Consider the following 20433-nt stretch of genomic DNA (forward strand, 5'->3'; position numbering starts at 1 on the left):
GGGGTTCATCGTCACGGCCGTTCGCCGCATCAGGGCATCAGCTTTTCCGGAATGGTCTTGCCCTGTTCCTGCCAGAATTTCACCGCGCCGGGATGCAGGGGCACCGAGGTTCCCTCGAAGCCGTTCTCCAGGTTCATCTCGTCGAAGGCTTTGCTGGCCGTGGTTACTGCGGCCATGCCGTCGGCAGACCACAGGGACTTCATCACAGCGTAGACCAGCTCCTCGGGAAGATCCTTATTGGCACACAGGATGGTGGCGTCCTGAAAGGTCTTGCAGGCGGGCATGTCCTTGCCGTAGACCCCGGCGGGAATCACCTTGGGTCCGTAGGCGAAGGCATTGTAGAAGTCTGTTTTTTCAGCATCCAGCCCCACATCCACCAGGGCGATCTTCACCTGGACGGCCGCCTCGATGATGGAGCGGTTGGGGTAGCCCACCAGCACCCAGAAGGCATCGATCTTGCCGTCCTGGAAAGCGCTGGCAGCCTGGCTGTAGCCTAAAAATTCAGGATTGATGTTATCCCACAGGCCGATATGACGGAAAAACCGCTCGGCACTGGCGGCTGCACCCGATCCGGCGTTACCCAGGGCCACACGTTTGCCCTTGAGGTCCATGGCACTCTGGATGCCGGCATCGGCCCGCACCACCAGCTGGGCCGGCGCACCGTAAAGATAGCCCAGGCTGCGCACGTTCGGGTAGGTGGCGCTGTCCTGGGGCAGTTGGCCCTTGGCGGCCAGGTCCAGGTCCACCGCATAGCACAGTCCGAATTCGGACTCCCCTTTGTGGACTCGCTTGACGTTTTCCACCGAGCCGCCTGAACCCACGGCCGAGGCCTTGATATTGGCATTCACCTTGGGCACGTGCACCGCCATGGCGTTGGCGAAGGTATTGAACGTACCCCCGGTGGGGCCGCCACCGATCTTGACGCTGTAATCTGCAGCGCCTGCAGGGACAACCACCATCGCTGCAGCAACCAGGGCCACCAATGCAATCATCCGCTGTCTTTTCATGCCTTTTACTCCTTTTGAATTGGAAATGGGTGTCGGCGATCCGATCAGGCGGGGCTTTTCAACAAATACCATCCCCCGGCAGAGGATCGCACCTGCTGTGCTCTTTCCCGCGACCGGCGGCTTGACTTGGCGGGGATGGCCGGCGCAGGGATGATCAACGCTTTATACCTTCCCAATTTTATAGTAAATATGGAAAATTTCGGATTATCGCGTAATGCTTTTACCTACAGCATCTGCAGTCGCGTTTGACGACCCGGATCGGTCCGATGAGAAGCACCATGAATGCTTTTATCCGGACAAGCACGTGGAGGAAAAGGGAGTTGGGGCTCAGGCTGAAGGCGCTGCTGGAAATGGTTGTTCGTTTGAAAGGCGATGGCGGCTTAATCAAATACCCGCATCGGGGTGTCATTTTTTCGGATGATCCGCCAATAGCGCAGCGACTGCCTCGGCGAGGGTGTCGAGCCCATAGGGTTTTTTCAGATAGCCCGCGGGTCCAAGCTGCTGGGCTTCGCGGATACGCGCGGTCTCGGCATAGCCGCTGGCAATCACGGCCTTTTGACCGGGGTGGATCGCAAGGATCCGTCGATAGGTTTCCAGCCCGTCGATCCCCGGGTCCATGACCATGTCCAGCAGCAGAAGATCAACCGGCCGCCGGGCGACATGGTCGACGGCCGCCTCGCCGCTGCTGGCGGTCTCGGTCCGATAACCGAGCTTGGTCAGCATGGCCGCGGCAATTTCTCGCTGCTCGGCCACATCGTCCACGATCAGTATGGTCTGTCCGTGCCCCTGATGATCGGCTAGCGACCATGGGGCCGTCGCCCCCTTGGGGACTTCCCGTGTGGCCGGAAAATAGAGGGTGAAGGTGGTACCGACCCCCTCGAGGCTGTGGGTGTCGATAAATCCGCCGTGATCCTTCACCGTTCCCCAGACCACGGCCATGCCCAGTCCGGTGCCGCTCTTGCCCATGACCTTCTTGGAATAAAAGGGTTCGAAAATCCGCTCCAGATCCGCTTCGGAAATGCCGGTGCCGTTGTCCTGAACGGTCAGGACGGCATAGTCCCCATCGGGAACGGCGCCGCTGTCTCCCGCGCCTGGATCGATACTCCGGTTGGCCGTTTGAATGGAAAGCTTACCCCCGTCCGGCATGGCCTCGGCGGCATTGCTGACCAGGTTCATGACGGTCTTGAACAGGTGGACCGGCGAGCCCTTGACAGGCGTCAGATCCGCCGCCAGGTGGGACGTCACCACCACCGCCGGGTGGAATTGGATCAGTTTTTCAAATTCAGGGCTTTCGAGGTACTCGGTCACGATGCGGTTGAGATCGAGCGCCTGGAAGTCCGCCACGCCCCGGCGGGCCAGGGTCAGCAGATCCTGAACGATTGCCGCGGCCTTGCGGCCCGATTGTAAAATGGTCTGTAGCGGCTTGCGCAGTCGGCTGTCGGCCGGCAGGTCCTGGAGCAGCAGGTCGGGATAGCCGACCAGCCCCGAGAGAATATTGTTGAGGTCATGGGCCACACCGCCGGCCAGGGTGCCCAGGGCCTCCATCTTCTGCGCCCGCTGCAGGTGCGCCTGCAGCTCGAGTTTCTCCGATTCGGCGGTCTTGCGTTCATCGAGCTCCTGTTGAAGGCGCCGGTTGGCCACGGCCAGCGCGTCGGTGCGCTCCCGAACCAGATCTTCCAACCGGTCCTGATAGGCCCTTACCTCGGTTTCGGCGCGCTCCCTTTCCTTGATCTCCATTTGGTAGGCGGCATTGGTCGCCTCCAGCCCGCGGGAAGCAATGGCCGAACGGTTGGCCAGGATCATCGCCTGTGAGAAGACGAAAAAGAGCATTCCATAGGGGATGGCATACCCGGTCTGAATCAGGTCGTTGGCAAAGAGCATGTCGTTGATCACGGTGGCGATGACCAGCAGCAGGCTGGCCAGCATCACCACCGCACCGAACCGCCGCCGCAAGGTCGCCTTGAGAATGACCCAGGCGATATAGCCAAGCATCAGGCCGATGATGGGCGTCATAAAAGGGTACATGCCGGTAAAAACGGTTGATGGCGCAAAAAGGGTGACCAGAGCCAGCGCCGCGCCGATGACCAGGCTGCCCTGATAGATCCCCGTCGCGCATTCTCCGGGAAACAGTGACCGGACAAAAGCGATGCCCAGCGGTGCACCGGTAAAAACACACAGCCACTCCAGGCGAACGGTCGTCTGCCAGTCAAGGTTGGGAAGCAGGTCGACCAGAAAAACCTCGCCGGTCAGTGCGGCCCGCAGGCCGAAAAATAGACACAACAGGGCGAAATAGAGATTGAAGCGATCCGACCGCCGAAAGGCAAACAGGGCCAGGTGGTAAATGCTCATGATCAGCAGGCAGCCGAAGACCACCACGTCCATGACCAGCGCCCGATGCTTGAGGATCGAGGCCTGGGAGGCGGCGACCAGGCGGATGGGCGAGCGCATGCCGCCCTTGGCATGCATGAAGTTGGAAATCTGAAGAATCAATTCGGCCTCGCCGGCCGCCTGCAAATCGATGAAGGCGACTGTCGTTCGATAGGCTGGCACCATGGTATCGGCACCTTTTCCCACCCGGCCGACGGTAATCGCCGGCCGGCCGTCGATCCAAAGCTTGTAGGCGGTAAACGCGTATGGAATAAGCAGGGCCAGTTTCCCTTGCCGTGGGTCGGCTCGAAGATGCAGCCGGAAGGTGGCGAAGCCGACTCCGCCCAGTTTCAGGCTGTTCACGGAAGCACCGTTCCATACCCCCGGCATGGAAAACCAGCCGGATTTTTCAGGCGTCGTTCCCAAGCGGAAGTCGTCCGGTGAGAGCAACTCCCCCCAGTAGAACTCCCATTGACCGGCGAGCGGCACGGGACCGTCGCGGTCAACCTGCCATTCGCCAAGATCGAGCACGCCGGCACTGGCTGTGGGCGGCAGGAGGCGTTGGGCGGCACCGGCCCGCACCGCCATGACCAACAGGGTCACGGCGAGCGTAAAAGCGATGGTAAAGGCAAATCTCTTCATAGGCGTCCACACGAGGCACGGACCGGTTGGGGCAGCCGCTCCCTTTCAAAGAGGTACTATCGGCAGGCCCGCAGCATTCTTGAGTCGCACGAAATGGGAATAATAGCGCTGCAACGGTGAGCATTTCGCGATGTTGTCAGATATCGACCCACTGCGGGGCTCGGGAGACAAACGCGTCGATGGAACCGGTCTCGGGACACGGTTTGAGATCGTCGGCGGTACCTTTCGCACCGGTCGGCTCGACCACAAAGGTGTCACCGTCACGGTGGAGACGGTGCTGCTTGCCGCATACGCGGCAATAGCCGACATCGCCGTCCCTGGCACTGCTGGAAACGGTGATCACCGGACCGCAGGTCGGGCAGCAGACCATACGCACCCCCCGCTGGCTGGTTCCAACAATCTCCTGTATGCCAGGCAGCCGGGAACGCTGAATGAAGGCGTCCAGCAAGCGGGCATCGAATTGACTGCCGCGTTCGGCTTTCAGCGCCTCCACCGCGGGCATCAGATCCACCCCGCGGCGGTAGGGACGTGTGCTCGTGAGTGCGTCGAAGGCGTCGGCGATGCTGACAATGCGCGCGAAGATGGAGATCTGGTCGCTCTGGAGACGATCCGGGTAGCCCCTGCCGTTGACCCATTCGTGGTGTTGATGGACGGCCGGCAGAGCCAGGCTGCCGAGAGGATGATCCTGTATCAAGGTGGCTCCGATTCCCGGATGGGTCTTGACCATTTCATATTCCGGTTCGGTGAGTTTGCCGCGCTTTCCTAAAATCACATCCGGGATACTGATCTTGCCGATGTCGTGGAGAAAGCCGCCCAGCCTGGAGAGGAAAACCATTTCCGCCGGCAGGCCGGCCGCTTCAGCCACATGCTGGGAATACTGGGACACCCGCCAGAGATGGCCACCGGTATAGGCATCCCGGGCCTCGATCACGGATGCCATCATGGCGAGGGATTTCAACAATTGTTTGTCGATTCGGATTTTCATCGATCACCCCCTTTACCGATAAAACCTGTCATCAGTTTCCCACAGGCAGAACGACCCCGTCAATCCATTCCAATTAATTTTAATGGACTTGGCAGTGGTTTCGGTTTACCAAGGACGGTATGAGCAGGCCATCCCGATGCAGCGTTCCGCCCGAACCGGGCACGGACCGGGTGGTTTCCTTCACCGCCCGGACACGGCGGCTTGCCCCGACGCGCGGTCGGCACGTCCGCCGTGCGGCAATGGATCGCTTCACGACCGGATAGCGTCCATCCATCGGCAAGGAGGTCTTCGTGCAATTCAACCTTCGATCTTTTTTTGAATCCAGGCGCGATGAGATCATCGCCAGGTGGGTCGACCTGCTGAAAACGGAAGTGGGTGAGCAATACGCGGCCCGGCCCAGCGAGGAACTGCGGGGAACCGTTTCCAAGGCCTACGACGCGGAAGTGGATGTCATCCTGCACAATGATTACAAAAAGATCAACGCCTTCATCACCGAAATCACGAAGATGCGGCTTGAAGCCGGCTTTTTGCTTTCCGACGTCCAAAAAGCGTTTGAACTGTTTCGCAGGCTGACCATCGATCTTCTGGTCAAAGAGACCGCGCTGGCAGCGTTCTCTGACTCCGTGATCCGGATGAACGACTGCCTCAACTACACCATCCACCGTTTCAGCGACCATTTCCAGGCCATGCATGAAAAAAAGATACTCGACCACAATCGGTTGCTGGAGGCTGAAATCCGGGTGCGCACGGCCGAACTGGTGGAGTCGGAATTGAATTACAAGACACTGGTCGAGGAGATCAACGATGGTTATTTCGTGGTTCAAAACAAGGTGATCGTCTTTGCCAACCAGGCGTTTTGCACCATGCACGGCTATGGCCTGCAAGAGGTGCTGGGCGGCACTTTTTCCGATTTTGTGGCCCCCGCCGACCGCGAGAAGATCGTCGGCATTTACAAAAAAGGGCTTGAGGAACGGACCAGTCCGCGAACCTTCGAGTATCTCCGCCTGACCAAACGAAAAGAGACCTATCCCACCGAAATCCAGTCGAAGGTGGCCCAATACGACAACAGCGTCTCCAGGATCGGCATCTGCCGCGACATCACCAACCGGGTCCGCCTGGAGAAGAAGATGCGTGAAAGTGAACGGATGGCCTACATCGGGCAGATCACCACCTCCCTGTCGCACGAGATCAGGAATCCGCTCTCCGCCATCAAGATGAACCTGCAAATTCTGAAAAAGAACCCCCAGATCATGGGCAACGACCAGCGCCGCATCGATATCTCGGCCAAGGAGGTCAACCGGCTGGAGCGTATCCTGGAAGAGGTGCTCGACTTCGCCAAACCCCTCCAGATCAAAACGGGACCGGTCGAAATCAACGCGGTCGTGGCGGCGTCGCTTGAATTGCTGGACATGAAGTTTGCGGAGGCGGGCATAGACATCGTCACCGATCTGGATCCGAACCTGCCGCCCATCCAGGCCGACGGGGAAAAACTGGGGCAGGCGTTGATCAACATTCTATTGAATGCCCTGGAGGCATCGTCCTACGGGTCCAAGGTTGAAATTCAGACCGCTTCCGGGCCAAACCATGCAAGCGAGGTCGAGATCGTCCTCGCCGACGAAGGCCATGGCATCTCCGGGCAGCATGCATCGGAAATCTTCAAACCCTTTTTCACCACCAAAAGCAGCGGTACCGGATTGGGGCTGAGCAATGCCCATCGCATCATCGACGCCCACGGGGGGCGGATCGATGTCGAGAACCGCCCGATTCCCGGTGCATTCTTTAAAATCATCCTTCCTGTCGAGCCGCGGGGGAGGGTTCAGCAACCAGACTGAAGGACCCCATGCATAAAATTCTGATCATCGACGACAAACATGCGATCCTGGAAAGCCTGGACATGTTTTTCACTGAAAAGGGATACCGGGTCTACACGGCCGACTGCGGGGCAGCCGGCCTGGCGCTTTTTTCCCACCACGAGCCGGATGTGGTGATTCTGGACATCCGGCTCCCGGACACCCATGGCATCGCCCTGCTCGAAAAAATCCAGGCCCTTGAAAAATCGTCCAAGGTCATCATGATCACCGCTTTCCAGGACATGGAAACCACCATTCAGGCCATGAAACTCGGGGCTTACGACTATATCCACAAGCCTCTGGATGTGGACAAGATCGAACAGGCCGTTGAGCGGGCGCTGTACACGCTTAAAATCGACCAGGAGACGCCCCTGGTCAGTGAGATTACCCAACCGCCGAATCCCGAGGTCATCATCGGCAAGAGCGACCGGATGCGTCACATATTCAAAACCATCGGGCTGTTGTCCCAGAATCGCGCACCCGTTCTGATCCAGGGAGAAACGGGGACGGGCAAGGAACTGATCGCCCGGGTCATTCATCGCAACAGCCTGTTCGCCATGGAGCCGTTCATCACCTTCGATTGTTCCGCCGTCGTGGAGACGCTGGTGGAAAGCGAACTGTTCGGGCATGAAAAAGGCGCGTTTACCGGTGCGACCCAATCCAAGGAGGGTAAAATCGAACTGGCCGGCAACGGCACCCTGTTTCTGGATGAAATCGGTGAACTGCCGTTGGTCATGCAGCGTAAATTCCTGGGTTTCTTGCAGCGCAGTCAATACGACCGGGTCGGCGGCAAGCACCCGCTCACCTCGAGGTGCCGGATCATTGCGGCGACGAATCGGGATTTGGCCGAAATGGTCAACAACGGCCTGTTCCGGCAGGATCTCTTCTACCGGCTCAAGGTGGTCATGATCCATGTACCGCTCCTGGCGGATCGGCGAAGTGACATAGCGGATCTGGTCAGTCATTTCCTGCGCAAAATCAACTGGGAACTGGGCACGGAAACATTCAGCCTTGAAAAGGGCGTGCTCGACCGGCTGAGATCACATACCTGGCCCGGCAATGTCCGGGAACTGGAGAACGTGCTGGTGGAAGCCGTCGTGCGGGCCAGGGGCAAGGTGATCCTTGTGGATGAAATCGAAAACATCCTTTCTTCCAATCATGCCATTACCCCCGCGCCCTTGACCAATTACTCGCTGCCGCACATGGAAAAGCAGCATATCCGCACGACGTTGGACCGGCTGAGCTGGAACCGGTCCGAAACCGCCCGGACGCTGGGCATCTCCCTGCCCACCCTGCGAAAAAAAATCAGAAAATATGGCATCGCTCCTTCCGGCCGCTGACGGTTGGCCGCATGAAAGTTTCTTTCCATCAATGAAAGTTTCTTTCTACGCATCTGAAGACGTCTGAATCCGCCCGGATGGTGATATCTACTAATATTTTATTATTTACAAATAGTTAGATACATTTCCGCCGGCCCGCCAATCTGGCACGTCGATTGCCTTTTAAAATTCATCAACTAAATCCCCCTCATTTAATTTTCAAACATCACTTTTTTTAACCATTTCAAGTACGGGGTCGGCAGGATGAAAATCAAAACCCTGCGGGACAAGGAACTGGAGCTCCTTGAAGCGGTCTTGACCAAAACCGACTGGAATCTTGAAAAAGCGTCACGCCTTTTACAAATCCCCCTGACCCAGGTGAAAAAGAAAATCCGCGAGCACGGCCTGCAAAAACCGGATGAACCGGTATGAGCATACAACCCAGTTGCCCAAACCATAAGGAGGGACAAAAGGATGAAAACAGCCCGTGGTAAACTGATACTGACCCTGCTGATCGCTTTTTTGATGGGATTTTTCAACGGCACCGCACTGGCGGAAAAGCCGATTGTCATCGGCTGCCCGCTCTCGACGGCCTTTCTCTACGGATGGGATGCCGAAAGGGGCGTGACCCTGGCCATCGAGGAAATCAACGCCCAAGGGGGGGTGGATGTCGGCGGCAAAAAACGCCCGTTTAAAATCGAAGTCATCGATACCCGCGACCTGGAGCCGGGCGTGCCGGTCAGTGAAGCGCTGCTGGCCGTCGAAAAGCTGATCCTGGACAAGGAAGCCGATTTTCTGATTGGCGGTCCGGTGCGGTCCGAGGCGGCCCTGGCGGCCATGCCGCTGCTGAGCAAATACAAGAAAGTGTCCATTCTCACCACGGGGGTGCTGACGCCCAAATACCACGCCATGGTGGCCGAGAATTACGACAAATTCAAATACTGCTTCCGGATTCACGGCGAAGCCAAGAACCTGGTGGGTGAGATATTCGCCAATTTTTCCGACCTGAAAGCCAAGTACGGGTTCAACAACCTGTTCATCATCGCCCAGGATGTCTCCCACGCCCGGGGCGCGGCGGAGATCATCAAGAAAGTGGCCACCGACAAGGGCTGGAATGTCACCGGTCTGGAGATCTATCCCACCGGTGCCACCGATTTCTCCATCGGCCTGCTCAAGGCCAAAAAGACCAACACCGAAATCATCAATATCTGGATGGATATGCCTGAGAGCGCCATCCTGCTGAAACAGTGGTACGACATGCAGATTCCGGCCCTGCCCTTCGGGTCCACCCTGGCCGCCGCCGAGCAGCCCGGTTTCTGGAAGGCCACGGACGGCAAGGGCGAGTTTACGCTCTGCAACGTGGTCAATGCCGGCAACGCCCCCTCCAACGCCACCCCGTGGACCATGAAGTTCTATGAGGCCTACACCAAACGCTGGGGGATCGAGCCCGAAGGACTGGGAACGTCGAGCAGCTACATGGCGGTGCATGTCCTCAAAGACGCCATCGAACGGGCCGGCAGCCTGGACCCCGACGAGGTGGTTGCGGCCCTGGAAAAGACGGACATGATGGGTGTTTACGGCAGACTGCGCTTTGACCCCAAAAGCCACCAGGTCATCCCGTCGACGGATCCCAAAGAAGGCGCCGTAGGCAGTATTTTGCAATGGCAGAATGGCCAGCGCGTAGTGGTCTACCCCAAGAGCATCGCCATGGGCGAGATTCAATTGCCGCCCTGGATGGGACGATGACGCATCCGGTTCCAAAAGACCCGGTTCAGCGCTGCCCTGATTGGGCGCTATCGACCGACACCTGAATGGAACCCTGGGAAGCAGGCGTCAGAATCCGGAATGAAGATGATGTTGCCCATTCACTTCGTTTTTAATGCATGGGTTGGGCCCAAGGCCCACCCATGCTCTTGAATTCTGACTTCTGGCTTCTGTATTCTTCATGCATATGGAACTGATATGGAAATCCTGATCTACGGTACCATCAACAGCGTGGCCCTGGCCCTGTATGCCCTTGGATTCGCCCTGGTTTACGGCATCTGCCGCCTGCCCAATTTCGCCCACGGCGCCTTGTATGTGCTCAGCGGATTCATTGCCTGGACCATGATCAACACCCTGGAAACCAATCTGCTGGTGGCCGTGGTTGCCAGCCTTGTGATTACCGGCATCATCGGTGCCATCATTTACCGCGTCTTTCTGATTCGCGTCAGGGGCATGGAAATCTCGGAGATCATCGCCTCCTATGCCATCGCCCTGGCCATCCTCGAAGGCCTGCGCTGGGGGGGCTTCAAGGGCATGACCTACACCCTGCCGGTCTTTATCGAGGGCAGCACGATTATCGGCGGCATCTCGGTGGACTATCAGCGCATTTTCTCCGTGATCATCGGCGCCGCCCTGGTGGCCTCGCTCTGGCTGTTCACCCGCTACACCCGCGTGGGCCTGGCCCTTAAAGGGATGGCCCAGGACGAACGGGCGGCGCTCATGCTGGGCATCGACTCGGACGTCATGGCGGTGGTCGCCATGGGAATGGGGTCCATGCTGGCCGCGTTCGCCGCCATACTGCTGCTGCCCTTGGGCAACATCGTGGTGGAATCCGGCTACAACGTGCTGATTCTGGCCATCGCCGTCTGCATCGTCGGCGGCCTCGGCAGTTGGATGGGGGCCGTCCTGGCGGCCTTTCTGATCGGGTTTGCCCAGATCCTGACGGTGGTCTACCTGGGATCCCATTACCAGATGATGGTGGCGCTTCTGGCCATTATCCTGACACTCATTTTAAAACCGTCGGGTCTCTTCGGCCAGCAAAAAGAACTGGAGGAACGCGTTTGAAACCTGCAGCGCAAGAACGTCGCAAAGAAAGAATCGACCGGGGGATCAAGGTTCGCACCGACGGCCTGTATGCGTTGATGTCATGGCGGGAAATGGCCTACCTGATCGCCCCCCGGCTATTGCTCATCGGCGGCCTTCTGCTGCTGCCCCTGGTGGTTCCCGGCATGTACTGGCTGCGGGTGATTTCAATCGTCTGTATTTACGCCCTGCTGGCCCTGAGCTTTGATTTTCTGGCCCATTATGTGGGACTGGTCTCTCTTGGGGGGGCGTTTTTCGTGGGTGTCGGCGGCTACCTCACCGCGCTGTTCAACACCGAGTTGGGAATCAGCCCCCTGGTCGCCATCCCGGCCGCCGGCATTCTCGGCGGCGTGATATGCACCATCCTGCTGCTGCCCTGCCTGCCCTTGAGAGGCGTCTACTTTGCCATCGTCACCCTCATGTATCCCCTTTTCCTCGCCCGGGTGATCGAAGCGTTGAACATCCTGGGCGGCACCGACGGCATCATGGGCATCGACGGCGTTCCCTATGTGTGGCTGGAGCAATACGGGATCATCGTGATGCTGCTGTTGATTCTCTTCGGGTTGCGCCGGCTGGTCAACACCGACCTGGGGCTGGTGATGCGGGCGGTCAAGGACAACGATCAGGCGGTCAGGGCCTCGGGCATGAATATTACCCACTACAAGGCACTGGCCGTTTTCATCGCATCCTCGGTGGGTTGTCTGGCCGGGGCCTGCTTAGTGCACACCTACATGTGGGCGGGGATCTCCACCTTTGCCCTTGATTTCTCGATTCTGCCCATCGCCGCCACCGTCATCGGCGGGGGTGGAACACTGGTGGGACCGGTGCTGGGATGCCTGATCCTGGTGCCCATATCCGAACTGCTGCGGGACTTCGGCACCCTTCGAATCGTGTTTTATTCCCTGATCCTGTTGGGTTTTATCGTATTTCGCAGCGACGGGTTGATGATTTACGGCCAACGCAAATATCAGCAATTTGAAAGATGGACGGACATATGACCGACACCCCCCTTTTGCAGGTCGACGGCGTCACCAAGACCTTTGGCGGCATCATCGCCCTGAACAACGTCAGCTTTTCGGTGAACGAGGGCGAGATTTTGGGAATCATCGGCCCCAACGGCTCCGGCAAGACCACCGTGGTGAACTGCATCACCGGATTTGTCAGGGCTTCCGCCGGCAAAGTCCGCTTTCGCGGCAAAGACATCACCGCCATGCCGCCCCACAAGATTGCCGACATGGGGGTCCTGCGGACCTTTCAGATCATGCGGCCCTACTTCAGCCTGCCCGCTTACAAGAACCTGGTAATCCCGCTGTGCTCCCCCCGGGCGCGGCGAACCGGGGGGTGGCGCGGCGGCGGCAAGCTGGGCGACCGCAACACGGTGAGCATCGACATCCTGGAAGAGATCGGTTTCGAACGCGACTCCTACGTACCCTACAAGACCACGAACACCCTGCCCACCGGTTACCTGAAGCGCCTGGAACTGGCCCGGTGCCTGGCCCTCAAACCGGAGTTGATCATTTGCGATGAAGTGTTTTCGGGGCTCAGTATGAGTGAAATCGCCAGCATGGTACCCCTGATCGAACGGCTGCAGATGGACGGCATCACACTGATCATGATCGAGCACCGGCTGCGGGAGCTGTTTCAGGTGGCCAACCGGATCATGGTGCTCAACTTCGGCGAGAAACTGGTGGAAGGCAGTTCCGAGGAAGTCATGGCGGATGCTCGGGTACGCGAAGCCTACTTTGGATCCGAAGTGGTCGAGGAGGTGATGAACCATGCTTGAGGCAAGCGGTCTGATGGTCTTCTATGAAAACAATCTGGCACTGAACAATGTTCACATTCGTTGTGATCAAAATCAGATCGTGGGCGTATTCGGCGCCAACAGCGCCGGCAAGTCAACGCTGATGCACGCCCTGTCCGGCATCGTCTTGGACATGCAGAAGAAAGAAGCCATGGCCGGCGGTGAACGCATCACCGTGGCCGGCAGCGTCCGCTACCAGGGAAAAGAGGTGATGGCCGTCAGTCCCAGCCGCCGGGCGAAAATGGGCATCGTGCTCTGCCCGGAGCGCAGACGGATCTTCAAGGAGAGCACCGTCCTGGAGAACCTGAAGATCGGCGGCTATCTGGCCACCGCCGCCCAGGCCAAAGAGACCCTTGCGTATGTGTTCGAGGTCTTCCCGGCACTTGCCCGGCTGAAGAATCGCATCGGCGGATTCCTCAGCGGTGGCGAACAGCAGATGCTGGCCATCGGTCGCGCACTGATGGCCCAGCCCAGAATTCTCCTTCTGGACGAACCCCTGCTGGGGCTCAGCCCGTTGATGCAGGCCATGCTCATGCGCACCACCCGGGAGATTCGGGACAAAAGAAAGATCTCCATTATCGTTACCGAACAATACGCCCGCCCGGTTTTTCCCATCGTTGACTACGCCTTTATTCTGGAAAACGGATCCGCTGTGCTGGAAGGCACGCGCGAGGAGTTGATGGACAACCCGGACGTACGCTCGGCCTATTTCGGTGTTTAGTTCAGGTGTTAAGCGAATTGATTTTGACTGTGTTATCGGTCGTCGCAGTATAACCTTACGGCTTCCTCTCTCGGGTCTATCCGAATTAATAAGCCTAACGCCTGTAACAGTGGTTCCGATTTTCCGGCATCATTTGGCAGTCAAGGATTGGTAACCCTCAAAACAGCGAGCGAGAATAAGTACATGCAGACCAGCGCCGACACTCTGGAAAAAGAACTGACCTTCAGCCGATTCGACCGGATGAGTGAGAAATACCCGGACCGGTCGGCCTTAGTCTATCTGGGCGAACACTTCTCCTACCGCCGACTGAGGGATCTGAGCGAACGCTTCGCCGGCGGGCTTTCGGCACTGGGCGTGGCCAAAGGTCACCGGGTGATGATTTATATCCCCAACTGCGCCCAATGGGTCGTCGCCTTTCTGGGCATCCAGAAACTCGGTGCGGTGGCCGTACCGGTCGCCCCCATCTACACGTCCCATGAAATCATTTACATGATCAAGGATGCCGGGGTGGAATCCGTGGTCTGCACGGACACCAATTTCTGCTATGTCAAAGAGGCCTTTGCCGAAACCGATCTCAAACGGGTCATCGTCACCAACCTGACGGACATGCTGCCGGCCTGGAAGCGGGTGTTGGGGCACCTGTTCGACAAGATCCCCACGGGCAAGGTGGACGCCGACCCGCGGGCGCATCGCTTTTCCCGTTTGGTCAGGCACGCGCCCCTGTCGGAAACCGTGGAAATCGATCCCCGCAACGATCTCTCCTACATCCTGTATACCGGGGGAACCACCGGATTTCCCAAGGGGGTTCCGGGCAACCACATGGGCATGACCTCCTATGTCAATGACGTCACCGAAGACGTTGCCGGGGATCATCTCAAAGAGGGCCAAGACACCTACATCGCCATCAATCCCCTCTTTCACATCATGGCCCTGGGCCTGTTCATGGCCGTCGGGCTGAACAAGGGCAACACCACCGTGCTGATGCCGTCCCCTCAGGTGGATGCCATCCTTGAGGCCATCGGGCGCTTCAAGGTCCGTTGGCTGCTGGGGGTGCCGGCCCTGTACCGAATGATTCTGGAGAACGACCGCCAGGACCGCTACGATCTCAGCTCGCTGACCTATTGCTACTGCGGCGGCGATGTGCTGCCCGAAGAGGTCAAGGAACGCTGGCACAAGCGTTGCGGCATCCCCATTTACCAGGTCTATGGCTCCACCGAAGTGGGCCACGTGGCCTATAGTCATATCGGTGTGGAGCCCAGCCCCCAGGCGATCGGGTTCCCACTGAAAAGCCGGCGCTGCCTGATCGTCGATCCCGCTACCCTGGAGCCGGTGCCGGAAGGCACCAGCGGCGAGCTGCTGGTCACCTCTGCCTACACCTTGAAGTCCTATTACAACAAGCCCGAAGAGACCCGGAAGGCCTATGTCGAAATCGACGGGACGACCTGGTGCCGCATGGGCGATTTCGTCAGCGCCCTGCCTACCGGGGAGCTGATCTATATGGAACGCTCCGCGGACATCATCAAACACAAGGCCTTTCGCGTATCGGCCTCCGAAGTGGAGGCGGTCCTGCAGAATCATCCCACGGTGATCGGCGCCTGCGTGGTGGGCATTCCCGACCCCAAGGTGGGCGAACGCATCAAGGCCATCGTCGTGCTCAAGGAAGATGCCCGCGGTGTGGGCGGTACCGAACTGATGCACTGGTGCCGGGACCACCTGGCCCCCTACAAGGTTCCCTCCTACATCGAGTTCAGGGATATGCTGCCCAAATCCAAAGTCGGCAAACTGCTTCGCCGTGAGGTGCGTGATGACGAAATCCGGCGGATATCCAAAGACAAATCCGCATCATCTTGACAGCCTGTCAGAAAGGACAGTGACATGGATCTTTTTTCAGCCATCCAGACCCGTACCAGCTGCCGACAATTCCTCCCCGATGCCGTGGCCAGGGAAACCATCGAGCAGATCCTGGCCGCAGGAGTCAGGGCGCCTTCGCCGCTGAATGCCCAGCCCTGGCAGTTCATCGTCATCAGATCACCTGAGAAGAAGCAGGCGATACTCGACGAAGCCGACCGCTGCCGGACCTGGGCCATTGAACAAAGCGGCTGGAAGTGGCTGAAGGCCTACAAGATGGATTTTCTCCTGCAGGCGCCCGTTCTGGTTGCGGTGGTGGGCGACCCCAGGAAAAGCGGCATGGACATGTTCCAGGAAGATGGACCGGTGGGTTATCAGCTGGCCTGCGCCGCCGCCATCCAGAACATGCTGCTGGCCGCCCACGCCCTTGATCTGGGCAGCCTGTTCTTCACCCTGTTCGACAAAAGCCAGTTGCGGCGCATCCTCGACATATCAGAGGAGAAAACGCCAGTGGCGCTGGTATGCATCGGGAAGTCCGGGGAACCTCAGAAACCGGTCCCCCGCAAAGATGTTTCGGAGAAAACCATTTACATCGACTGAGAAAACCCGTGGCGGCTTTCGCCCCACCACGGCAATCGCTGGAGTGTTGCCATGTCGGAAAGCATACTTGACGGTAAACGCATACTGGCCGTAGATGATGAGGCCGATGTTCTGGAAACCCTGGAAGACCTGCTCGACGGGTATCCCGGGCTGGTTCTGGACCAGGCCTCGGATTATGAAAGCGGCTACCACCTGCTGCGCTCCTGGACCTATGATGCGGTCATCCTGGACATCATGGGCGTCCGGGGCTACGATCTGCTCAACGCAGCGGTGCATTTGGGATTTCCTACGGTGATGCTCACGGCCCACGCCTTGTCGGCCAACGATTTGAAGCGGTCCATCACCCTGGGTGCACGGGCCTACATTCCCAAGGAGCGAATGACTGACATTCCCGCATTCCTGGAAGATGTGATCACCCTCGGGCATCGTTCGAACCTGAAGAAGATGTTTCAGCGGCTGGGCGGCTTGTTCAACAAGCGATTCGGATCCCAGTGGATGGAAGATGAAAAGACCTTCTGGGATCAGGTGAGATCGGGAGAATACCAGCCGAAACCGGTCATCCTAAAAAAATAACCGCCCGTTTTTGACCCTGACTTCGACACAGGTCTTGACATCCGCCATGGATTCACGGCCGGCATCACTCCCGCCGGACGAAACGCACCGGCGAGAAAAAGTCCACGTCGATCGCGGGGATCAGGCCTTCGAGCAGATCGGCCAGTATTTCACCCAGCACCGGTGCGAACTTGAACCCGTGTCCGGCCAGCGCCACGGCGAATACATTCCCGTTTTGGGGCAGCGGCCCCAGTAAAAAATGGTCATCGGGGGTCAGGGTGTACATGCAGGTGTCGGAATGGATCGGCCTGTCGGACAGCGGCGGCAGAAACCGCTCCAGAACGGCCCGCATCGCCGTCTCCTCCGCGGTGGATACCGGCAGGGGCGGGAGTTCCGGGTCGACGTCGGCAAGCCGGTTGTGGAAGGCGGCCTTGACCCGCCCGCCGGGTTTGACGGCCGGCAGGGCGTAAAACTCGCGGTATGCGGCAGGGTTGCCGGTGTTCCCGGCCATGGGGACCTGCCAGAAATTGACCGGGAACCGCCCCAGCTGATAAGCGGTCGCATCCGGCGGGGTGATCCAGTGGACCGGAATCCGTTTGGGTGTCAGCAGGGCACCGGCAGGACCCAGCAACCTCCCTGCACGCGCGCCGGCGGCGATCAGGACCCGTCCGGCGGTATACCTGCCCGAAGCGGTGCGAACCTCGATGCCCCCCGGCACGGCTGCCCACCCGGTCACCCGTTCATCGAACTGGAGCGTTGCCCCGGCGGTTTCAGCCATGGTGAGGAATACCCGGATGCACGTTTCCGGGAAAACGATCCCCGCCTCTATTTCCAGGCCGGCGGCAAAGTGGCCGGGCGGTGCCAACGGCGGCCACCGCTTTCGGATGTCGGCGGCGGTCAACCAATCATGGGGTATGCCGCCGGCCCGGGCGCTGGCCAGAAATCCGGAGATGGCCGGCCCATCCGGCGGACCGATGGTCAGGTTGCCGGTGGTGACCAACAGCCTCTCTCCGGCGTCTTTTTCCAGCCTGCGCCACAGGTCCCAGGCCCGGAGCGCCATGGGCAGGTAGGCGGTGCCCTCCAGGTAAGCCCGCCTGATGCTGCGGGTTTCGCCATGATGACTGCCCAGGGGGTGCGGCGGATGGAACGCATCGATCCCCAGAACCGACACACCCCGCTGCGCCAGGGTCATGCAGGTTGCCGATCCGGCGGTACCCAGGCCGACAACGATGACGTCATAGTGATGCATCCCGCCTGCTTTCTATCGGGGGGATCGATCATCGCCCCGGGAACCTGCCGCCTTCAGGGTCAGGCGACCACGTTCTTTTTGCCGCCGTAGTACTTCATGAACTGCACCCGCTCGTAGATCGACGGATCCGCGCTCTTGGCCTGACTCATTTTGCCCTTGAAACTGCTGATCTGCCTGAATCCTTTGCGCGACATCCAGCTCTCCAGGCGCTCGAGCATCTCTCCCAGATAGGCGACGCCGTGTTGATACAGGCACGAGGCCACCTGAACCGCATCCGCACCGGCCAGCAGTTGCTTGATCACCGCATCCCCATCGTGGATACCGGTGGAGGCGGCCAGGTCGCAGTCGACCTTTTCGGCCATGATGGCAATCCAGCGCAGGGACATGGCCAGATCCGACGGGGCGCTGAACACGAAGGCATTGGTGGTCTCGAATCGATCGATGTCGATGTCCGGGCTGAAATAGCGGTTGAACAATACCAGTCCGCCGATACCGGTCCGGGACAACCGCTGGATCATCGGCCCCAGATCGGTAAAATAGTGGCTGATTTTCAAGGCCGTGGGAATCGACAGGTGTTGGGTCACCTGCTCGGTGACCTTGAAATAGATGCCCTCCCGGTCGGCCCGCTTCTGCTTGAAATCCGTCGGGGGAAAAAACATGTTCAGTTCCAAGGCATCGGCACCGGCCGCTTCCAATTGTTTGGCATAGGCCATCCACTCGACCGACTGCAGAAAGCAGTTGATGCTGGCAATGACCGGTATGGACACCGCCTTCTTGCTCTCTTCGATCAGGGTGACGTATTTTTTCAGGTTTTCTTCCCGGACGACATAGTTGTAGTACTCGATGGGGACCTTGCGTCCGTCGTAATCGAAATACTGACTGTCAGGGGCAAATTTTTCGGCCGTTTTCATGAAATCCGCATATTCAAGGGCCACCTCCTCTTCGAAGATGGATTTGAGCACCACCGCAGCGGCACCGCTTTTTTCGGCGTTCTTGATCTTTTCCACCGAACCGGTCAACCCTGAACTGCCCATGATGATCGGATTGCGTAACTCGAGCCCCATGTATTGCGTCGATAGATCCATTGTGCCTCCTCAACGAAAGGTCGGATTGAACAGCCATGAGACATCCTGCCTGCTGACGGCTGCGGCGTGATTGGGAGAAATCGATGATATCCCGAACCAATCGGGTTTTTCTATCAATCGGCCATATTAACCAATTTGAGAAAAAAAATCCACCGTCACCTTCCGGACAGCCGGCTCGTCACAGCATGCACGACCGCCCGCCGCACAGGCACATCCGCATGGCGTGAATCGGTACGCTTGTTTATGGTCAATTGGAAAGGGTCTGCTGGCGGAAGAGGTGGCTCACCAGCCGCCACGTGCAGGGCCTCGTTCGAGGCTCTGCACATGTTTTGTCGCCCCGCTGGTTGTGTCTATAGTTTCGACCGCTGGTATTGAAACCCTATCGCTGATCGGTTTTATGGCGGGGCTTGCAAAAGGATTTACCGGTGCGGTCAAAGCGGCAGTTGTTCAGATAGTATCGTATCAATGCCATCGTCCGTTCAAATCCGGTCATGGTATCACCTCTCAGCCTGAGCGTTTGGTTGGTGTTGCCATTGGAAAGTTGCCCTTCATCTTAAAGGTCCTGCAAAAATAGGCAATGGGAGTCGATTGGTCGCATGGTGACAGGTCAACGCTACCCAAACATCGCGCATACGTGAGGACAGGGACACCGGCCGGTCCATGGCAGGCAGCGGGACAGGGGGGTGATGGACTGGCCGGGGGTGACCGGTAACGCCGAAAAACCCGCCTTGCATCAACAGCCGGGGCGGCTCACGGCTGTTCGGCCGGGCGCAACGCTCTTCCGGCCCGACCGGCGAGATAGGCCTCATGAGACGAGTATTTGCACAGCTCATTGTAGTCGCCCATGATGGCAGTTGCCGTACGCTTTCCTACTTTGGCCCTGAACAGTTTTTTCAGATGGGCCGCTGCAGCCAGTTCCAGGGGCGATTTGATGAATTGAAACACGCGCTCGGAGAGATCGAACCCGGTCTTGTGGCTGATCAGCAGGATACGATAGGCGATCAGCAGCTTGTCCGGAATGAGACCGCTGTTGAAATCGATCACACGGTCCCTGACAGCCGCCGTGCACCCCTTTTCAACCAGCCTTTTTGTCTTGAAATCGTATAAAACGGCATTGACCGTAAAATCGATTCCACCCAGCAGGTTGTCCATGGTCGGTTCGAGGTGGTAGGTATCGATCACCACGAAATCGGGAAGCAGGCACAGGTCGAACGCCAGGCCCGAGGCAACCGGATACCAGCGCAGTCCCTTCAGCGCTGTCGGTTCAACCGCCTGACCGTCGAGGGCGTCGGACAGGCGGAAACCGTCATCCAGTCCGCCGACAAACAGATCGATGTCACGGGTGGGGGGTGCGCGGCCGTGAATCGCGTCGATGATCAGGTTGCGAAGGGCACCACCGGCAACGGCTATTTCAGCCGACCCGGGCAGACGGCGACTGAGATAATCCAGGTTGCCGTGTATTTCAGGACGCTGAAAAAACCCCTCAACGACCTGAACGATCGCCGCATCGGTCACCGTTGCCATCATTGGCGTCTCCTGAAACGAAAAGGGTGATCGGTT

Annotated in this window: 17 protein-coding genes; 11 read left to right on the forward strand and 6 right to left on the reverse strand. The window is 58.6% G+C overall.

Annotated elements, in window-relative coordinates; all coding sequences use genetic code 11:
* Nucleotides 1-29: 29 nt before the first annotated feature.
* From ACZCED_RS07680 to ACZCED_RS07690, 3 genes are all read right to left on the reverse strand, one after another.
* Nucleotides 30-1007: a TAXI family TRAP transporter solute-binding subunit gene (locus ACZCED_RS07680; RefSeq protein WP_462968127.1), complete on the reverse strand. Its 978-nt coding sequence runs from the start codon at nt 1005-1007 to the stop codon at nt 30-32.
* A 405-nt stretch (nt 1008-1412) separates the two neighbouring features.
* Entirely contained in the window at nt 1413-4016 is a 2604-nt protein-coding gene (locus tag ACZCED_RS07685) for a 7TM diverse intracellular signaling domain-containing protein (protein ID WP_464860547.1), read from the reverse strand.
* 136 nt (nt 4017-4152) lie between these two features.
* Nucleotides 4153-5001, reverse strand: a complete 849-nt coding sequence (locus ACZCED_RS07690) for an HD domain-containing phosphohydrolase (protein ID WP_462968129.1) — start codon at nt 4999-5001, stop codon at nt 4153-4155.
* Nucleotides 5002-5291: 290 nt separating this feature from the next.
* On the opposite strand from ACZCED_RS07690, the gene ACZCED_RS07695 reads away from it, so the two are divergent.
* The 11 genes from ACZCED_RS07695 to ACZCED_RS07745 all read left to right on the forward strand — a co-directional run bounded on the left by ACZCED_RS07695 (nt 5292) and on the right by ACZCED_RS07745 (nt 16560).
* Nucleotides 5292-6833: an ATP-binding protein gene (locus ACZCED_RS07695; RefSeq protein WP_462968130.1), complete on the forward strand. Its 1542-nt coding sequence runs from the start codon at nt 5292-5294 to the stop codon at nt 6831-6833.
* A gap of 8 nt (nt 6834-6841) precedes the next feature.
* Nucleotides 6842-8191 (forward strand): sigma-54-dependent transcriptional regulator, encoded by a 1350-nt coding sequence (locus ACZCED_RS07700; RefSeq protein ID WP_464860548.1) that lies wholly within the window; start codon nt 6842-6844, stop codon nt 8189-8191.
* 243 nt (nt 8192-8434) lie between these two features.
* A complete protein-coding gene (locus ACZCED_RS07705) occupies nt 8435-8602 on the forward strand; it encodes a helix-turn-helix domain-containing protein (protein WP_462968132.1) in 168 nt (55 codons plus the stop codon).
* A gap of 42 nt (nt 8603-8644) precedes the next feature.
* A complete protein-coding gene (locus ACZCED_RS07710; RefSeq protein ID WP_464860549.1) occupies nt 8645-9916 on the forward strand; it encodes an ABC transporter substrate-binding protein in 1272 nt (423 codons plus the stop codon).
* 216 nt (nt 9917-10132) lie between these two features.
* The gene (locus ACZCED_RS07715; RefSeq protein ID WP_462968134.1) at nt 10133-10999 is read left to right on the forward strand and encodes a branched-chain amino acid ABC transporter permease; all 867 of its coding nucleotides are present in this window, start codon (nt 10133-10135) and stop codon (nt 10997-10999) included.
* Nucleotides 10996-12015 (forward strand): branched-chain amino acid ABC transporter permease, encoded by a 1020-nt coding sequence (locus ACZCED_RS07720; protein WP_462968135.1) that lies wholly within the window; start codon nt 10996-10998, stop codon nt 12013-12015. The genes ACZCED_RS07715 and ACZCED_RS07720 overlap by 4 nt, the downstream gene beginning before the upstream one ends.
* Entirely contained in the window at nt 12012-12800 is a 789-nt protein-coding gene (locus ACZCED_RS07725) for an ABC transporter ATP-binding protein (protein ID WP_462968136.1), read from the forward strand. The genes ACZCED_RS07720 and ACZCED_RS07725 overlap by 4 nt, the downstream gene beginning before the upstream one ends.
* Nucleotides 12793-13539, forward strand: a complete 747-nt coding sequence (locus tag ACZCED_RS07730) for an ABC transporter ATP-binding protein (protein ID WP_462968137.1) — start codon at nt 12793-12795, stop codon at nt 13537-13539. Before ACZCED_RS07725 ends, ACZCED_RS07730 begins: the two co-directional genes overlap by 8 nt.
* Before the next feature lie 183 nt (nt 13540-13722).
* Complete coding sequence (locus ACZCED_RS07735) at nt 13723-15390, forward strand: class I adenylate-forming enzyme family protein (RefSeq protein ID WP_462968138.1); 1668 nt, start codon at nt 13723-13725, stop codon at nt 15388-15390.
* Nucleotides 15391-15414: 24 nt separating this feature from the next.
* A complete protein-coding gene (locus ACZCED_RS07740) occupies nt 15415-15987 on the forward strand; it encodes a nitroreductase family protein (RefSeq protein ID WP_464860550.1) in 573 nt (190 codons plus the stop codon).
* A gap of 51 nt (nt 15988-16038) precedes the next feature.
* Complete coding sequence (locus ACZCED_RS07745; RefSeq protein WP_462968140.1) at nt 16039-16560, forward strand: response regulator; 522 nt, start codon at nt 16039-16041, stop codon at nt 16558-16560.
* A 64-nt stretch (nt 16561-16624) separates the two neighbouring features.
* Here ACZCED_RS07745 and solA read toward each other — a convergent pair whose 3' ends face one another.
* The 3 genes from solA to ACZCED_RS07760 form a co-directional block, all read right to left on the reverse strand.
* The gene (gene solA / locus ACZCED_RS07750) at nt 16625-17788 is read right to left on the reverse strand and encodes an N-methyl-L-tryptophan oxidase (RefSeq protein WP_462968141.1); all 1164 of its coding nucleotides are present in this window, start codon (nt 17786-17788) and stop codon (nt 16625-16627) included.
* 59 nt (nt 17789-17847) lie between these two features.
* The gene (locus ACZCED_RS07755; protein ID WP_462968142.1) at nt 17848-18873 is read right to left on the reverse strand and encodes a dihydroorotate dehydrogenase-like protein; all 1026 of its coding nucleotides are present in this window, start codon (nt 18871-18873) and stop codon (nt 17848-17850) included.
* Between the two features lie 750 nt (nt 18874-19623).
* Entirely contained in the window at nt 19624-20400 is a 777-nt protein-coding gene (locus ACZCED_RS07760; RefSeq protein WP_464860551.1) for a hypothetical protein, read from the reverse strand.
* Between the last annotated feature and the right edge of the window lie 33 nt (nt 20401-20433).

Source organism: Desulfosarcina sp., from assembly GCF_055467485.1.

Excerpts from the sequence above, each read along its gene's own strand:
- ACZCED_RS07740 (WP_464860550.1), top strand. The coding sequence starts at position 15,415 with ATGGATCTTTTTTCAGCCATCCAGACCCGTACCAGCTGCCGACAATTC.
- ACZCED_RS07685 (WP_464860547.1), bottom strand. The coding sequence starts at position 4,016 with ATGAAGAGATTTGCCTTTACCATCGCTTTTACGCTCGCCGTGACCCTG.
- ACZCED_RS07710 (WP_464860549.1), top strand. The coding sequence starts at position 8,645 with ATGAAAACAGCCCGTGGTAAACTGATACTGACCCTGCTGATCGCTTTT.
- ACZCED_RS07760 (WP_464860551.1), bottom strand. The coding sequence starts at position 20,400 with ATGATGGCAACGGTGACCGATGCGGCGATCGTTCAGGTCGTTGAGGGG.
- ACZCED_RS07690 (WP_462968129.1), bottom strand. The coding sequence starts at position 5,001 with ATGAAAATCCGAATCGACAAACAATTGTTGAAATCCCTCGCCATGATG.
- ACZCED_RS07705 (WP_462968132.1), top strand. The coding sequence starts at position 8,435 with ATGAAAATCAAAACCCTGCGGGACAAGGAACTGGAGCTCCTTGAAGCG.
- ACZCED_RS07715 (WP_462968134.1), top strand. The coding sequence starts at position 10,133 with ATGGAAATCCTGATCTACGGTACCATCAACAGCGTGGCCCTGGCCCTG.
- ACZCED_RS07735 (WP_462968138.1), top strand. The coding sequence starts at position 13,723 with ATGCAGACCAGCGCCGACACTCTGGAAAAAGAACTGACCTTCAGCCGA.
- ACZCED_RS07745 (WP_462968140.1), top strand. The coding sequence starts at position 16,039 with ATGTCGGAAAGCATACTTGACGGTAAACGCATACTGGCCGTAGATGAT.
- ACZCED_RS07755 (WP_462968142.1), bottom strand. The coding sequence starts at position 18,873 with ATGGATCTATCGACGCAATACATGGGGCTCGAGTTACGCAATCCGATC.
- solA (WP_462968141.1), bottom strand. The coding sequence starts at position 17,788 with ATGCATCACTATGACGTCATCGTTGTCGGCCTGGGTACCGCCGGATCG.
- ACZCED_RS07700 (WP_464860548.1), top strand. The coding sequence starts at position 6,842 with ATGCATAAAATTCTGATCATCGACGACAAACATGCGATCCTGGAAAGC.
- ACZCED_RS07680 (WP_462968127.1), bottom strand. The coding sequence starts at position 1,007 with ATGAAAAGACAGCGGATGATTGCATTGGTGGCCCTGGTTGCTGCAGCG.
- ACZCED_RS07725 (WP_462968136.1), top strand. The coding sequence starts at position 12,012 with ATGACCGACACCCCCCTTTTGCAGGTCGACGGCGTCACCAAGACCTTT.
- ACZCED_RS07730 (WP_462968137.1), top strand. The coding sequence starts at position 12,793 with ATGCTTGAGGCAAGCGGTCTGATGGTCTTCTATGAAAACAATCTGGCA.